This is a genomic window from Maribacter sp. HTCC2170 (assembly GCF_000153165.2).
In the GTDB taxonomy this organism is placed as follows: Bacteria; Bacteroidota; Bacteroidia; order Flavobacteriales; family Flavobacteriaceae; genus Maribacter_A.
Window position 1 is genome coordinate 3,319,651 of the sequence record NC_014472.1, and the last position, 15,279, is coordinate 3,334,929.

The 15,279-nt window shown below is 37.2% G+C and carries 17 protein-coding genes; 8 read left to right on the forward strand and 9 right to left on the reverse strand.

Annotated elements, in window-relative coordinates; translation table 11 throughout:
• Positions 1–93: 93 nt before the first annotated feature.
• A complete protein-coding gene (locus FB2170_RS14575) occupies positions 94–882 on the reverse strand; it encodes an NUDIX hydrolase (protein ID WP_013307350.1) in 789 nt (262 codons plus the stop codon).
• 90 nt (positions 883–972) lie between these two features.
• On the opposite strand from FB2170_RS14575, the gene FB2170_RS14580 reads away from it, so the two are divergent.
• Positions 973–2,931, forward strand: coding sequence for a glycoside hydrolase family 3 protein (locus tag FB2170_RS14580; RefSeq protein ID WP_013307351.1), 1,959 nt, complete (start codon positions 973–975; stop codon positions 2,929–2,931).
• Here the strand turns inward: FB2170_RS14580 and FB2170_RS14585 are convergent.
• The 4 genes from FB2170_RS14585 to FB2170_RS14600 form a co-directional block, all read right to left on the reverse strand.
• A complete protein-coding gene (locus FB2170_RS14585; protein ID WP_013307352.1) occupies positions 2,928–4,088 on the reverse strand; it encodes a cellulase family glycosylhydrolase in 1,161 nt (386 codons plus the stop codon). The genes FB2170_RS14580 and FB2170_RS14585 overlap by 4 nt on opposite strands.
• Before the next feature lie 12 nt (positions 4,089–4,100).
• Positions 4,101–4,805, reverse strand: a complete 705-nt coding sequence (locus tag FB2170_RS14590) for a DUF3307 domain-containing protein (protein WP_013307353.1) — start codon at positions 4,803–4,805, stop codon at positions 4,101–4,103.
• Positions 4,802–5,413 (reverse strand): hypothetical protein, encoded by a 612-nt coding sequence (locus FB2170_RS14595; protein ID WP_013307354.1) that lies wholly within the window; start codon positions 5,411–5,413, stop codon positions 4,802–4,804. The genes FB2170_RS14590 and FB2170_RS14595 overlap by 4 nt, the downstream gene beginning before the upstream one ends.
• Before the next feature lie 89 nt (positions 5,414–5,502).
• Positions 5,503–5,955, reverse strand: a complete 453-nt coding sequence (locus tag FB2170_RS14600; RefSeq protein ID WP_013307355.1) for a methyltransferase family protein — start codon at positions 5,953–5,955, stop codon at positions 5,503–5,505.
• A gap of 116 nt (positions 5,956–6,071) precedes the next feature.
• On the opposite strand from FB2170_RS14600, the gene FB2170_RS14605 reads away from it, so the two are divergent.
• From FB2170_RS14605 to FB2170_RS14625, 5 genes are all read left to right on the forward strand, one after another.
• Entirely contained in the window at positions 6,072–6,644 is a 573-nt protein-coding gene (locus FB2170_RS14605; RefSeq protein WP_013307356.1) for a non-canonical purine NTP diphosphatase, read from the forward strand.
• Positions 6,641–7,291: a DUF4337 domain-containing protein gene (locus FB2170_RS14610; RefSeq protein WP_013307357.1), complete on the forward strand. Its 651-nt coding sequence runs from the start codon at positions 6,641–6,643 to the stop codon at positions 7,289–7,291. Before FB2170_RS14605 ends, FB2170_RS14610 begins: the two co-directional genes overlap by 4 nt.
• Positions 7,292–7,441: 150 nt before the next feature.
• Positions 7,442–9,253, forward strand: coding sequence for a DEAD/DEAH box helicase (locus FB2170_RS14615; RefSeq protein WP_013307358.1), 1,812 nt, complete (start codon positions 7,442–7,444; stop codon positions 9,251–9,253).
• A gap of 75 nt (positions 9,254–9,328) precedes the next feature.
• The gene (locus FB2170_RS14620; RefSeq protein WP_013307360.1) at positions 9,329–10,102 is read left to right on the forward strand and encodes a carboxypeptidase-like regulatory domain-containing protein; all 774 of its coding nucleotides are present in this window, start codon (positions 9,329–9,331) and stop codon (positions 10,100–10,102) included.
• 51 nt (positions 10,103–10,153) lie between these two features.
• Positions 10,154–11,845 (forward strand): alpha-amylase family glycosyl hydrolase, encoded by a 1,692-nt coding sequence (locus tag FB2170_RS14625; protein ID WP_013307361.1) that lies wholly within the window; start codon positions 10,154–10,156, stop codon positions 11,843–11,845.
• A 13-nt stretch (positions 11,846–11,858) separates the two neighbouring features.
• On the opposite strand, the gene FB2170_RS14630 is transcribed toward FB2170_RS14625, so the two are convergent.
• The 3 genes from FB2170_RS14630 to FB2170_RS14640 are packed head-to-tail and all read right to left on the reverse strand — an operon-like array spanning position 11,859 to position 13,473.
• Positions 11,859–12,236 (reverse strand): VOC family protein, encoded by a 378-nt coding sequence (locus FB2170_RS14630; RefSeq protein ID WP_013307362.1) that lies wholly within the window; start codon positions 12,234–12,236, stop codon positions 11,859–11,861.
• A 10-nt stretch (positions 12,237–12,246) separates the two neighbouring features.
• On the reverse strand, positions 12,247–12,774 hold the full coding sequence (locus FB2170_RS14635; RefSeq protein ID WP_041632886.1) for an SRPBCC family protein: 528 nt from the start codon (positions 12,772–12,774) through the stop codon (positions 12,247–12,249).
• Positions 12,775–12,822: 48 nt separating this feature from the next.
• Entirely contained in the window at positions 12,823–13,473 is a 651-nt protein-coding gene (locus FB2170_RS14640) for a TrmH family RNA methyltransferase (protein WP_013307364.1), read from the reverse strand.
• Positions 13,474–13,507: 34 nt separating this feature from the next.
• Here FB2170_RS14640 and FB2170_RS14645 point away from each other — a divergent pair, with 34 nt between their 5' ends.
• On the forward strand, positions 13,508–14,200 hold the full coding sequence (locus tag FB2170_RS14645) for an SIR2 family NAD-dependent protein deacylase (protein ID WP_013307365.1): 693 nt from the start codon (positions 13,508–13,510) through the stop codon (positions 14,198–14,200).
• On the opposite strand, the gene FB2170_RS14650 is transcribed toward FB2170_RS14645, so the two are convergent.
• The gene (locus tag FB2170_RS14650; RefSeq protein ID WP_041633252.1) at positions 14,163–14,636 is read right to left on the reverse strand and encodes a heme-binding domain-containing protein; all 474 of its coding nucleotides are present in this window, start codon (positions 14,634–14,636) and stop codon (positions 14,163–14,165) included. The genes FB2170_RS14645 and FB2170_RS14650 overlap by 38 nt on opposite strands.
• A 34-nt stretch (positions 14,637–14,670) precedes the next feature.
• Here FB2170_RS14650 and FB2170_RS14655 point away from each other — a divergent pair, with 34 nt between their 5' ends.
• Positions 14,671–15,231, forward strand: a complete 561-nt coding sequence (locus tag FB2170_RS14655; RefSeq protein ID WP_013307367.1) for a hypothetical protein — start codon at positions 14,671–14,673, stop codon at positions 15,229–15,231.
• The last annotated feature ends 48 nt before the right edge of the window (positions 15,232–15,279 follow it).

Consider the following 15,279-nt stretch of genomic DNA (forward strand, 5'->3'; position numbering starts at 1 on the left):
CCCTATCCTTGGAAATATAGAAATAATTACGGAAATCATTTTTTGACAGGTACAAAATTGAAGAATTCGTATTAAGTTAACGCACTAGGTGGATCAATACCTAAACCCTATCCCTTGTTTGAGTAAGTCTTCATATTTATCAGTATTAAAACTATATAAATAAGGAGCTTTGTTTGCTGCCCCGGTCAGCTGTTTTTCATGGCGATTGAAAATGCCAAGTTTAAGCATCTTACGTTGAAAATTACTCCGCTCCAGTGGTTTTTTCAAAATAGCTTCATAAAGCCTTTGAAGGTCTTGCATTGTGAATTTTCTAGACAGTAGCGAAATACCTATTGGAAGATAGTTTAGTTGTATGCGAAGGTGGTCCAAGGCTTTCTGAAGAATTTCCTCGTGATCCATCATTAATTCTGGCATACAATCGATCGACTTCCATTCACATTTCTCGCTTAAAAGATCAGGATGAGGTGCGGTTTTTTTTAGATCAACCAGTGCAAAATACCCAGTAGTAATAAAGCGCTGAGTTATCCAAGCTTCGAATTCTTTATTCTTGCCATGTATTTCCTCAAGAACATGGCGCATTCTTGTTAATTGCACCTCCTCATTCATTCTGGATCTTTTCTCACTTCCGAACGTATAAAACTGATTTAGAAATACGGCTTTTAAACCAGTGCGCATTTCCAGTATTCTGTGCGCCGCTTGGTCCATATCCTCATCCTTCAGGATAAATCCTCCGGGCAGACACCAGATATCCTCGTACTTCCATTTAAGTAGCAACACTTTCAATTGTTGTCCTTCAAACCCAATAATAACGCAATCAATTGATTTACCTGGCAGGCATTCATCAAGCACATGACTGGTAAAATCATTTAACTTTCGATCCATATAGGCAAATGTATAAGTTTATTGTGTCATAATCGCACAATATAAATTTATTTTGTAATATTGTGTCATATTTACACTATAAAAATCGTCATGAGGAAAGTTTGGAAGGTATTAAAATATTTATTGTTAGGCATTTTAGCTATTCTAATTGTAGGAATCGCTGTAATATATTTGAACAAAAAGAGTAAATCCAACAGTAATATGGAGCTTTTAGGAGTAGAGGCCCCTACCCTAAATCAGTCTGGTATTTCTTACCGTGATCTGAACAAAAACGGTAAAATGGATACTTATGAGAATCCGAATGCGAGCATTGATGATAGAGCAAACGATTTGGTGTCCCAAATGAATCTAGAGGAGAAGGCGGGATCTATGTACATAACGATGATAGGCACTACCCCTGATGGGGAACCTATGGAAACACCTGTGCTATCGACAAACCCTATCAATTTAATGATGTCTTTTGCGTTACCTTCGAACTCGGAGATGATCGCCAGGAAAAAAATGAACAGTTTTAATACACTTGCTTCTTTGGATGCCGATAAAATGGCAAAATATAACAATCTAATTCAAAAAATGGCAGAGCGGACCAGATTGGGCATCCCCATCACCCTAGCTACAGATCCAAGGCATGGTACTGAAAACAACCCTGGAGCAGGCTTGTTTACCCCCGCATTTTCAAAATGGCCAAGTTCATTCGGTTTGGCGGCAACAAGAGACACAATTTTGGTTCGTGAATTTGGAGATATTGCTCGACATGAATACAATTCAGTTGGTATTCGTTTGGCCTTACATCCCATGGCAGATTTAGCTACTGAACCACGTTGGGGGCGTGCTAACGGCACTTTTGGCGAGGATGCATATCTGTCAGCGATGATGACTAAAGCCTACGTATTAGGTTTCCAAGGAGATTCTCTGAATCAAAATAGCGTTGCGTGCATGACCAAACATTTTTCTGGCGGAGGACCTCAAAAGGATGGCGAAGATGCCCATTTTCCTTATGGAAAGGATCAAGTATATCCCGGAGATAACTTCGATTACCATGTTATTCCTTTTACTGAGGGTGCTTTCCCTGCGAAAACCGCCCAAATAATGCCATATTATGGTATTCCTTTAGGCCAAACCAGTGAAGACGTAGCATTTGGATTCAATAAAGACATTATTAAGGGGTTGCTTAGGGATTCTTTGAATTTCCAAGGCGTTGTGTGCACGGATTGGAATATTATTTCGGACACAAAAATGGGTGAAGGTCGCGCCTGGGGGGTTGAACATCTTACATTTAAAGAACGAATTAAAAAAGTACTCGACGCCGGATGTGATCAATTTGGAGGTGAAAGCAATCCTGAATTGATTGTGGAATTGGTAAACGAAGGCTTGCTCGACGAAAACAGACTGGACGTTTCCGTTAAAAGAATTATGAAAGACAAGTTTCGGCTGGGTCTATTCAATAATCCTTATGTAGATGAGCAAAAAGCGATTCAAATAGCAGGGCAAAAGACATTTAGAGATAAAGGGAAGATTGCACAAGCCAAATCAATGGTATTATTGAAGAATGACGCCATATTACCTTTGAAAGAAGGTACAAAAGTTTATGTAGAAGGGATGTTGACTCCTGAGGATTTTGAAAGCAAAGGAATACTTGTAAAGCGCCCTGAAGATGCCGATGTAATTATAAAAAGAATTGGCACCCCATTTGATGACCGTTCCGATTTCTTTCTGGAACAATTCTTTCATCAAGGCCGCTTGTACTTTTCAGAAAATGAGAAAAAAGAAATTTTGGATCTAATCTCCCAGAAACCATCCATAGTCATTGCCAACCTTGAACGTCCAGCAATTTTAACCGAAATTGCGGAGACAAGTGCTGCGCTTTTTGCTGAATTTGGCACCAGCGATGAAGTTTTGGTCAAAGTACTTTTTGGGGAAGTCAAACCTGAAGGAAAACTACCTTTTGAACTACCATCAACATGGGAAGCTGTTAAAAACCAAAAGGAAGATGTACCCTACGACTCTAAAGACCCATTATATCAATACGGACATGGATTGAGTTATTAAGGATTTACAATTATTTCTTTAATAAAGTCTACCTCTGACTGGGAATATGGAGTACCATCTTTTCTCAAGATATCATGATGCCAAATTTTAGGTTCCCCAGTAAAGGTTGAATCCCAACTTATCCATGGGTAAATGGTGTTTGTTTTACCAGCGACGAATCCCCAATTTATAGCTGCGATCTTATCCTTTTTCAAGATTGGCATTACACTCTCAAATGTGTTGCCTCCTCCTCTCGCTACATATTCTGTACAAAAAAGTGGGCGTTCATAGTTTTTGAGTAATTCTATTTTTTTCTCAACATCATCCATATTTCCATCATAGGCATGAAAAGATACCACGTCAGAATTCTCAATCATGAACTTATCTACTGGAGGTAAACTATCCAGTGTTCCCCAATGATTTATATTCCCTCTCCAAATACCGGATGTCAAAGGCTGTGAAGGATTCACCTCGCGCGTCCATTTAATGACTTTTCTCAATAATTGTAAGGAATACTTCTGCTTATTCTTTACTTCTAATTCTCTTCTTCCCGACTGATGAGCTGAGTTATCCGGTTCATTGTATACATCCCAAATGAGCACACGGTCATCATTTGCAAAATGACTGGTGACCCCTTTTATATAGCCTTTAAGCTCATCATGTCTTGATGGGTCTCCCAATATTTCAGCACCCGGTGCTTGTACCCAACCAGAGTTGTGTACATGTGGCGTTGGGTCGGGTTGTTTTCCTAATTTTGGAACAGGGTGCCAAACATCATCCAACAAAACGAACATTGTTTTAATGCTGTGTTTATCAGCCAACGAAAGATAATTATCCAATCGATTTAGAAAACCTACTGAATCTTGTTGCCAGAGTAAATTATGTAGATATACCCTATGAAGGTTCATTCCCAAATCAGCGGACCATTTCAACTCCCTATCTATGGTTTCAGGGTCAAATGTATCTTCTTGCCAAAATTCCAACTGGTTGATTGATGAACTGGGGTTAAAATTTGCTCCTACCAACCAAGGTTGCTTTTCAAACCACTCCCAAGCCTTTTCTTTTGACCAACGTTCTGCAATTTCAACTTCAACAATTGAATCTTTTATCTCTTTCGTTTTATCCCCACAAGAGATAATAATCAATGTCAATAATAGTGGAATGATAAGCTTTTTCATTTTTATCTTTTATTAATTCAATGCATTTGTATAAATAATTCCAGTAACAATTGCTATCCCGAAGCTAAGCAAAGTACCTATGAGAATATATTCTGTGAGTTTTCTGTTGTTGCTTTCTTTTAAATCATTAAAACGAAAGACCGATTTTGCCGTAATCAGCAGACCAATAGCCTCCCATCTTCCCAAGATTATAAATATCAAGACAAATAAGCGCTCAATAATTCCGATATACTTACCTGCATTGGGTAAAGACTTGTGATCCAACTCTATCTTGCTTGACATCCCTTCCATTAATTTCGCCATTATGATAGCTGATGGAAAACTTAGAAAGACAATTGCCGTGACCAAGGCCCAATCAATTGAATCAATTATCGACATTGTTTGACCTAAAACATTTCCATAATAAGCACAGATGTATAAAATAACTACATGAAACAGTTGGTCTATAAAAAACGGTATTGCACTTTTTTTAAATAACTTATTTGAGTATAGCTTGCCTAGATCAATTATATAGTGTGAAATGGCAATAACCAATGCCAGTTTCCAATATTTATAGTCCCATAATAATAACATGGTAACTGCAAAATGAATAACAATATGCAGATATAAGTACTTTGACTTTATTTTATTGGCTTCTTTGTGTATAACCCATCGAGCCGGTTGCAATAAAAAATCTCCTATGAGATGTGCCAGAAATAGTTTTACGAATAATATCATTTATCGACTGTATCAATTGTGTTAAGGTAATACCCCAATATCTCTTGAACCAAATGCCATCTAGCGCGTTTTTTCCGCTGACTAATTGCCGATTGCTTTATCTGCAACTCCTTGGCCATTTCTTGTTGGGATGCCACAGGGTTCAATATATTCATTTTAATAATCTCCGCCGAAACAGGACTCCAGTCATCCATAAAATCAGAAGCCAGTTTCAACATAAGGTTTAGGGTATTATTGTAGTTTTCATCGGCTGTTGCCAACATTAAATTTACCTTATTTTTCTTTAATGACTCAAGGGTTCTACCGGAACGTTGGTATGCAGTGCCATTAGATTCACTTACACTGCCGCCTTGATAAGATTCTTCCCCAATACCAAGGCCTATTCTTACATCTAAACCTTTGATTGATTTAACTGTTGCCTTTAAGAGAATAGCTGCTTTTAATGCATCTTTCAAAGGTGTTTTTAACTGAATCTCATCACCTCGGTAAATTTCCCAAACTTGAGGGGTACCGCCCCATTGGTTTAGGATTTTTTTTACTTCGGGCATCCATTTTATACTTGCATGCCCTTCTGAATTGATTATATCAGCTGTTAATACGGCTATCATATCATATAAGTTAAAACGCTAATATATTAAATTATAAGTAAATATACTAATATTAATATTAAATAAGTTAAAAAGCTAATAAACTGAATTCAAAACCAACGTCTAACCTGAGTACAATAATGACGATAATCTTTAGGGAATTTGTATGCTAAGGCTTCCTCCTCCGGAAAAATCTGAAACTTGTTCATATAAGCTACAAAACCAGCAGCCAATATTGTATTGAACGCGTTGCCCAACCATATGCCCCAAGCTAACAATACTAATAACAGCGCCAGATACATTGGGTTTCTGGTGTATTTATATATTCCATTGACAACCAATACCGAAGCCTCATCTGGTTTACGAGGATCAACTGTGGTCTTTGACGAAAAGAATTGAACCAAAGAAAATACAGCGACAATAGTCGCAATAACTAACAAAAAGAATATTATAAAGACACGTCCAAAAAACTCAAAATTACCAAAAGGCAAAAATCTGGACAGCAAATACATAAGTGATGAAAAAATAACAAAAACAAGAACAGGTGGTATTCTTAACTTCATGATCCACACAAAAATTAGGAAATAAAATTACTACTTTTGAATCATTAGCTAAAGAACCGCCTAGGATTTCACATAACCAATTCCTCAAAAAAAATAAAAAGACAAGGAAAACCCCCATGAAGATTGTATTCGCGACCCATAACGAGAATAAAATAAAAGAAGTCCAAAAAATTGTTCCTGAGGGTATTGTCTTATTATCGCTCAAAGATATTGGTTGTACAGAGGATATACCAGAAACAGGAAACACATTAGAAGAAAATGCCATAATAAAAGCCAACTACATTACCAATAAATACGAATATGATTGCTTTGCGGATGATACTGGTCTATTGGTTGATGCCTTGAATGGGGAGCCGGGAGTCTATTCTGCGCGATATGCTGGAGAGCAAAAAAATGCTGAGGACAATATGGACAAATTATTGAGTGAATTGAAAAAGCATAAAAATAGAACGGCAAGGTTCAAAACAGTAATAGCGCTAAATCTTAATGGAAAACAAGAATTGTTTACAGGTGCGGCTGAAGGAGAAATCATAAAAGAAAAAAAAGGTGATGGTGGGTTTGGCTATGACCCTGTTTTTAAACCAACCGATTACAATCAAACATTTGCGGAATTACAATTGGCAGTAAAGAATAAGATAAGTCACAGAGGAAAAGCCATTCAACTTTTAATTTCATATCTAAAAAAATGAGCATATTACCGGAGGACAAAGAAGAAAAAACCATGCAGGTTTCGGTGGCATCGGAAAATGCCGAAGCCATAGGTGGGGTTTTAATCGCTTTTTTTGCCGCTTTAATGGCCATATCCCAAATGGTCAATGGCGAACTTGAAGAAGAAATGATGATAGCACATAACAAGGTGGTTCATTATTCCAGCTGGTATCAATCCAAAAGTATAAAAGAAAGTTTGAAAGAGGGTGAACTTAACTATCTTGAAACGCTTTTAAGTGCAGGAATAGTTACACAGGAAAATCAAGAGATAGTAAAAACCAGAATCAGAGAAACTTCGGATAAGATTGCTAAATATGGTGCTGAGAAAACTGAATTAATGTTAGGTTCTGCAAATATTCCAAAAGAAAATTGGACCCAAGATCTTGATGGCAAAATGGGCGTAATCGTTGGAGTTAGAGAATGGGAAGTATTAGCTGATGAATATGATGTTGCCACAAAAAAGTTCGATATAGGTATGCTTTTTTTTCAAATAAGCATTGTATTGGGCGCTGTTTGCATCATCATTTATGACAATCCCAAACTACAGCGAATGTTCATAAAATTAATGGTTGTATTCGGGACAATTGGCCTAATTATGTCTATTTACGGCTATATTTTGGCACCATAAGCAGCATGAACCACCAAATAAATAAAATAACAGTACCTTTGCCGCTTTAATAATTGCCGCCGGTATGGCAGGTGTTGCGCTGAGTCTAATGGGTTATAATCGATAATCGCTCTATACAACACACATATTTGCGATTAAGTAACATACATTATGACAAAGTTTGAAGCATTGGGACTGCAAGAGTCCTTATTAAATGCTGTTGCCGATATGGGTTTTGAAACCCCTTCGGAAGTACAGGAAAAAGCAATCCCCATTTTATTGGAAGATGAAACCGATCTTGTTGCCTTGGCGCAAACAGGAACTGGAAAGACAGCCGCATTTGGTTTTCCCCTAATTCAAAAAATTGATAGCGAAAGTAGAACCACCCAAGGTTTAATCCTATCACCTACCCGTGAACTCTGTTTGCAGATTACAAATGAACTTAAACTATACTCCAAGTATGAAAAAAGTATCAACGTGGTTGCGATATATGGCGGAGCAAGTATAACGGAGCAGGCGAGACAGATTAAAAGAGGTGCCCAAATTGTAGTGGCAACTCCGGGACGCATGAAAGATATGATAAGTCGTGGGTTGGTAAATATTACCAAAATCGATTATTGTATTCTTGATGAAGCTGATGAAATGCTGAACATGGGCTTTTTCGAAGATATCAAAGATATACTATCTAATACCCCAGATGAAAAGTCTACTTGGCTTTTCTCTGCTACCATGCCAAGAGAGGTATCTGTAATTGCGAAAAAATTCATGCATTCACCAAAAGAAATTACTGTTGGTGATAAAAATTCTGGAGCTACGACCGTCCAGCATGAGTATTATGTTGTTGGCGGAAGGGATCGTTACCCGGCTTTAAAAAGATTGGCAGACACGAATCCCGATATTTTCTCTGTAGTTTTTTGCAGAACAAAAAGAGACACTCAAAGGGTGGCTGAAAAATTGATTGAGGACGGATACAATGCAGGTGCTTTACATGGTGATCTAAGTCAGAATCAAAGAGACTTAGTCATGAATTCTTTTCGTAAGAAACAAATTCAAATGCTGGTAGCCACAGATGTCGCTGCCCGAGGAATCGATGTTGACGATATAACCCATGTAATTAATTATCAACTACCTGACGAAATTGAAACTTACACACACCGAAGTGGACGAACAGGTAGGGCTGGTAAATCTGGGATTTCAATGGTCATTGTTACACGTAGTGAAATGCGTAAAATCAAGGCTATTGAAAATAAGATAAAGCAAAAATTCATTTCAAAAAAGATTCCTACCGGAATGGAAATATGCGAAATACAGCTTTATCATTTAGCAAATAAAATTAAGGACACAGAAATTCATGAGGAGGTGGAAAACTTTCTTCCTGCCATAAATGACGTGTTTCAAGGAATTGACAGAGAGGATCTTATAAAGAAAATAGTCTCTGTTGAGTTCACAAGATTCTATGATTATTACAACAAAAAGAGAGATTTAAATACCGTTGACTCCGGAGATAGAGGAGAACGAAGAGGTGATCGGGGTGGAAATGCCCCAACCAGTGGTTCCGTTAGGTATTTTGTCAATGTGGGCGAAAAAGATGGTTATGATTGGATGTCACTAAAAGATTTTATTAGGGATACGGTTGGTCTTGGTAAAGAAGATGTGTTTAAAGTAGATGTTAAGGATAGCTTCTCTTTCTTTAACACAGATGCCGATGCTACGGAAAAAATATTATCCACCTTTACCGATTTTAAAGTAGATGGTCGATTTGTCAACGTGGAAGTTTCGAAAAATCCTGGCGGCGGTGGAGGTCGCGGAAGAAGGGATCGAAGTCGCAGCGGCGGAGGAAGAAAAGATCGTGACCGTAGGTCTAGTAGTGGAAAAGGTAGAGATAGAAATGACTCTGGAAAGAGAAGATCGAAAAGATCATCTGGTAGCGGGTCCAGTTTTTCTGGAAATAGAAGAAACAAGCGTAAAAGTGATTTCTTTTAGTTAATAGTATACTAAAAATACGCTTCGGCGTATTTTTTGTTTTGATTAGTTTCTTTTTATTCGGATTTTAGACCAATGGGAAAAAATTTAGTCCTTTTTGTATTGTTTTTTGGGTTCTTGGGATTATCGCAAGAGAACGAAACAGAATTACAAACATTTAGTGCTATTGTCATAAACGCGCAAACGCAGAGACCTTTGGAGAGTGTCCATATAGTAAACCTGAACAAGGTATTTGGCACAATTACCAATCAAAAAGGAGAGTTTTCAATCAATGCAACGGTGAACGATACCTTGTACTTTTCCTATTTAGGTTTTAAGTCGCAAAAGATTAGGGTTACCAATGATATGTTCAAATTCAAGGATACCAAAATCGCATTGACCGAATTGGCTTATGCTTTGGAAGAGGTAATCGTAAAGCCTTATCAATTAACAGGTTACCTTGAAATAGATGTGAAAAACATTCCGGTAAACACTGGGTATCAGTATAGTATATCTGGATTGAATGTTGGCTATGAAGCTGGCAAAAAGAACCCTAGTGCAGTCACCAAAGTTCTTGGTGCCATACTAAACCCTGCCGACTTGCTTCGTAATCTTTTTGGAAAAAAACCAAATCAAATGCGAAAGCTAAGACAGGTGAAAGAAGATGATGCCATTAGAGATTTACTTGCATCAAAATTCGACCGTGAAACATTGACAGAATTATTACAAATTGACAAAATGGATATTGATGATATTCTCAATAATTGCAGTTATTCCAACTCTTTTATAAGAACAGCCAATGATCTACAAATTTTGGATGCCATCAGCAATTGTTATGAAGAATTCAAAGTACTAAATAGAAAAAAATAAATTTTCTATTTCCCCTTGCATTTTATAGCTTTAACCAAAATAGATTGTAGTATGCAAAAACTCCTCATTCTTGCCTTATCATTAACCCTATTTACTGCCTGTAATTTTCAAGAAAAACCTACCGAAAAAAAGCCAAAAGAGGTGGCTCCAAAGGAAATTACCCAAAATAATAAATCACCCTTCTTTTGGGAAGGTGCCAATATTTATTTTATGCTAACCGATCGTTTTAATAATGGGGATTCTGCAAACGATGTTACTTTAAATAGAATTGAGGAAACAGGTCCGTTAAGAGGATTTATGGGCGGAGATATTATAGGAATCACCAAGAAAATAGAAGAGGGTTATTTTAAAAACCTGGGGGTAAATGCCATTTGGTTCACTCCTGTTATTGAGCAAATACATGGCTCAACCGACGAATCTACTGGGAACACATATGGCTATCATGGGTATTGGGCTAAAGACTGGACTGCTTTGGACCCAAATTTTGGCACAAAGAAAGATCTAGAAATTTTAGTGAAAACCGCTCATAAAAATGGGATTCGCGTTTTGCTCGATGTAGTTTTGAACCATACCGGTCCCGTTACACCAATGGATCCAAAATGGCCTAAAGAATGGGTCAGAACCGAGCCTACCTGTGAATTCACTACCTATGAGAATACAACAGCTTGTGCTTTGGTCGATAACTTGCCAGATATTTACACTGAGTCAGATGAACCTGTAGAGTTACCTGATGCCCTTTTGGCCAAATGGAAAGAAGAAGGTCGCCTGAGCAATGAACTGGATGAACTACAATTGTTTTTTGAAAAAACAGGGTACCCTAGAGCACCTCGCTTTTATATCATGAAATGGCTTACAGATTATGTGAACGATTTGGGAGTTGATGGTTTTCGTGTAGATACGGTAAAGCATGTGAACGAAAACGCCTGGGCAGAACTATACAAGGAAGCTTCAGCCGCATTTGAAATTTGGAAAAAGAAACACCCGGATGAGGTATTGGATGATAACAAATTCTACATGGTAGGTGAAGTTTACAACTACGGAATTTCTGGAGGAAGAGCTTTCGATTTTGGAGATAAAAAGGTCGATTTTTACGATTTTGGATTCAAAAGTCTCATCAATTTTGAACTTAAAAACGATGCTGATAAAGATTATGAGGTTATATTCAAAAAGTACAGCAAACTTTTACATACAAAGTTGAAGGGTAAAAGTGTTGTGAATTATTTAACCTCGCATGATGATGGGTCGCCTTATGACCCTAATCGCGAAAAACCTATCAGGGCTGCAAATGTCTTGCTGCTTACACCTGGTGCCTCCCAGATGTATTACGGTGATGAATCTTCTAGAGATTTAACGATAGAGGGTACTCAAGGTGATGCTACTTTGCGGTCATTCATGAACTGGAAAGAGCAAGATAGCCTACCAAAAATCAAAGAAATTCTTTCACATTGGCAAAAATTGGGCAAGTTTAGAAGAGACCACCCAGCCATTGGTGCCGGTAAACATAAGAGGCTAGCAAAAAAACCATATACTTTTAGTAGAACCCTTGTTGATGGAGATTACAAAGACAAGGTCGTTGTTGGATTGGATTTACCAAAAGGGAAAAAATCGTTATGGGTAAAAGGCTTTTTCGGTGATGGTACCAAATTGTACGATGCATACTCAGAAACAGCGGTAGAAGTTAAAAACGGAAAAGTAGTCCTTGATACTGAATTTGATATTGCCCTTTTAGAACTAGTCAAATAAAAACCACACTACTTTACTTATTAGAATGTAAGGCTATCCTATTGCCTTCACAATCTTTCATTAAGGCCATAAAGCCATGACCACCACCAATTTCGGTCTTTGGTTGCATGATTTCGCCTCCGGCATCTTCTACCCTACTTAATTCAAGTGTCAAATCGTTGCAGGAAAAATAAATAACTGGACCATCAGTAAGGCTGGGATTATATGTCTCGTGCTGAACCAAAGAACCTGAAGCACCACTTTTTCCTTCAGCAAATGGAAACCATCCCATGATAATACCTCCAAGATCATGAATGCTAATTTCTAGGTCAAACACCTGTTCATAGAACTTTTTTGCCCTGTCCATATTTTTAACTGGAATTTCAATCCAGCCCACTATATTATGTTCCATATTTCTTACCCTACTTTTCCAGAATATCCTTTAAATCTGATAATCCTTGTTCAAAATCTTTTCCAACACTTTTATCCATATTCATGAAAAGCATCATTATACTCACTGGAAACTTATTATTACCGGAAAAACCCCAAGTAACCTTTGTTGAACCATTTCCTTCATCCTTTACTCTAATATAGGCATCAGATTCAGACTTAAAGGGTTTTAAAAAACGTAATTGGGTTTCAACAACCTCATTTTCTTTAATCCCTGTAATTTCCTGTTCCCCTTCACCTACATCCTTATTGCCTTTCCAGCTGCTTACAGCTCCTACTTCACCATCTGTTCCAGTAAATTCCTTCACCATATCTGGGTCTTTTTTTGCCCAAGGGCCCCATTCATCTTGTTTTTTAAGTGAGCGTACATATTCAAAAACATCACCAATGGGCTTTGAGATTGAAATACTTCGAGAAACATCATAAGTTTTTGGTGCTATCATAGCCAATATTGCTATTAACACAACGAGTCCGATTAAAATGTAAAGTAGTATAGTCATTTGTTTATCAATTAGTTAGTTGTTCTTAAATATAGTAAAAATTTACAATCATTCGTAAAACCTATTTAAAATATCATCAATGCTTTTTATTGATTTTTTAGTCCAATCCAATCTTTTTTCCAACTTTTCAATATCAGATAATTGCCATGGCAACTCTTGCTGTTTTAGTTTAGTTCTTAAGTATTGTAAAATTATCGCTGCAGATACCGAAATATTCAAACTTTCTGTGAACCCGACCATGGGTATTTTCAAAAACCCATCAGCCTTTTGCATGACTTCCTCACTTAAGCCCTCTTTCTCTGTTCCAAAGAACAAAGCGGTTTTTTTATCTAAATTAAAATCATTTAACAGACAGGAATCATCATGAGGAGTGGTGGCAATTATTTGATAACCCTGGTCACGCAAATGTGAGATGCAGGACTCCGTATCCTCATGCCTTTTGACATCGACCCATTGTTGGGCGCCCATTGCAATATTTTTATCCAACCTTTTCCCAAAACGATTTTCGATTACATGGGCATCTTGTAATCCAAAAACCTCACAACTTCTTATTACTGCACTAGTATTGTGCAATTGAAAAACATCTTCTATAGCAACCGTAACGTACTTAGTGCGTTCTTCCAATACTTGAAGAAAACGATTCTTTCTTTCATTGGAAATGAACTCTTCGAGGTAAGATAAAAGTCGTTGGTCTACCATAGATCTAATATAATAAAAAGTCTATTTTTATAAAATGAAGAAGAACATTGTTGTTTTGACAGGAGCTGGGATTAGCGCAGAAAGTGGTATTAAAACTTTTCGCGACGCAGATGGGCTTTGGGAAGGGCATGATGTAATGCAAGTTGCTTCACCACAAGGTTTTGCCAACGACCCAGAATTGGTTCTTGATTTTTACAACCAACGTAGAAGGCAGTTATTGGAAGTATCAGCAAATAAAGCACACAATGCTCTCGTAGAATTGGAAACGAGGCATACCGTTACCATTATCACCCAAAATGTTGACGATCTTCATGAAAGGGCAGGAAGTAAGAATGTTGTTCATCTACATGGTGAACTACTTAAAGTACGTAGTACTTCCGATAATCAAACAACGACTTGGAGGAAAGACTTGAATTTAGGTGATTTATGCCAGAATGGTCATCAACTTAGACCACATATTGTTTGGTTCGGGGAAGATGTTCCCATGATGACCAGAGCCATCGAAATAACTTGTAAGGCTGATATATTAATTATTATTGGAACATCTATGCAAGTATATCCAGCGGCAAGTTTGATTGATTTTGTAGAGCCTGAAACCCCAATCTATTTTATTGATCCTAAACCGTCATTACAAGGGGTTCTTCGTAAAAATATTGAAGTTATTCCAGAAAATGCAACATTAGGTGTTCCTACTTTGGTTGCTGATTTAATTGGTAAAGAACTCTAGATCCATTGGCCCATTCAATTATGGCCTTTTTCTGAAGGTCGGTCAATTTGGCTTCAGGGTGAGTCCAAGTATACTCTTTCAAGGGCATTTCCCCATCTTCAATCACCTCAACCACTTCTTCTAATTTATGAGCTTTCTTTTTGTTCGAATATTCGTTCCATTTAGAAAAATTAAGTTCACCTTTTCCGTGTCGGATATGGTCGGCCATCCAATATGAAACTGGAGCAATATTGTTGTACCAAGGATATCTAGTATTATTGGTATGACAATCATAACAGGCTTCTTTCATTATTAATTTTACTTCATTTGAAGGATTGGTCTCTATGAAAAAATCTTTTGTATAATCACCTTTTTCTGTATTCTTTTCTGGTCTGTAAAATTGAATACCTATAAAAACCACAATTAGGGCTAAAGCTATTTTTTTTACTATTTTCATTGGGTAATTGTTTGAATTAAAAATACAAAACTTCATGACCAAAAAAGAACTATATGATTCTTTGGATTATGTAAACCATTCTAGGGATAAACGACAAAAAATGGCGTCGCTTATCTTATCTAACCCCCATTTTGTTGAGCCCCTAATGCAAATTGCGTTTGACCATGACAACCCTGTTTCCAGTAAAGCATGTTGGGTTTTGGAATTTGCTGCAAAAAATAAGCTTTCCTATATCCTACCCAACATTGATTTGTTCACCAATAAAATCAATAAGGTAAAACTCGACTCCTCTGTTAGGCCTATGGCCAAAATATGTGAATTCCTAATCAAAGAATACTATTCCAAAAATGAAAATGAAACGCAAACCGTCTTGGTAAATAAACACCTCGAGCAAATTTCATCTGCGTGCTTTGATTGGTTGATAGGTAATCATAAAGTTGCAGCTAAGGCATACTCCATGACTTCTTTGTTGCTTTTGGGGCAAACTTTTGACTGGATACACCCCGAATTGAAAATGGTTCTTGAACAAAATTATTCAACAGGAAGCGCTGCCTACAAAGCACGTGCAAGAATGACTCTTTCAAAAATCAAATAAGCGAAAAAGTGTTGAAAACAAAGAACAAACAATACCCATAAACATTTC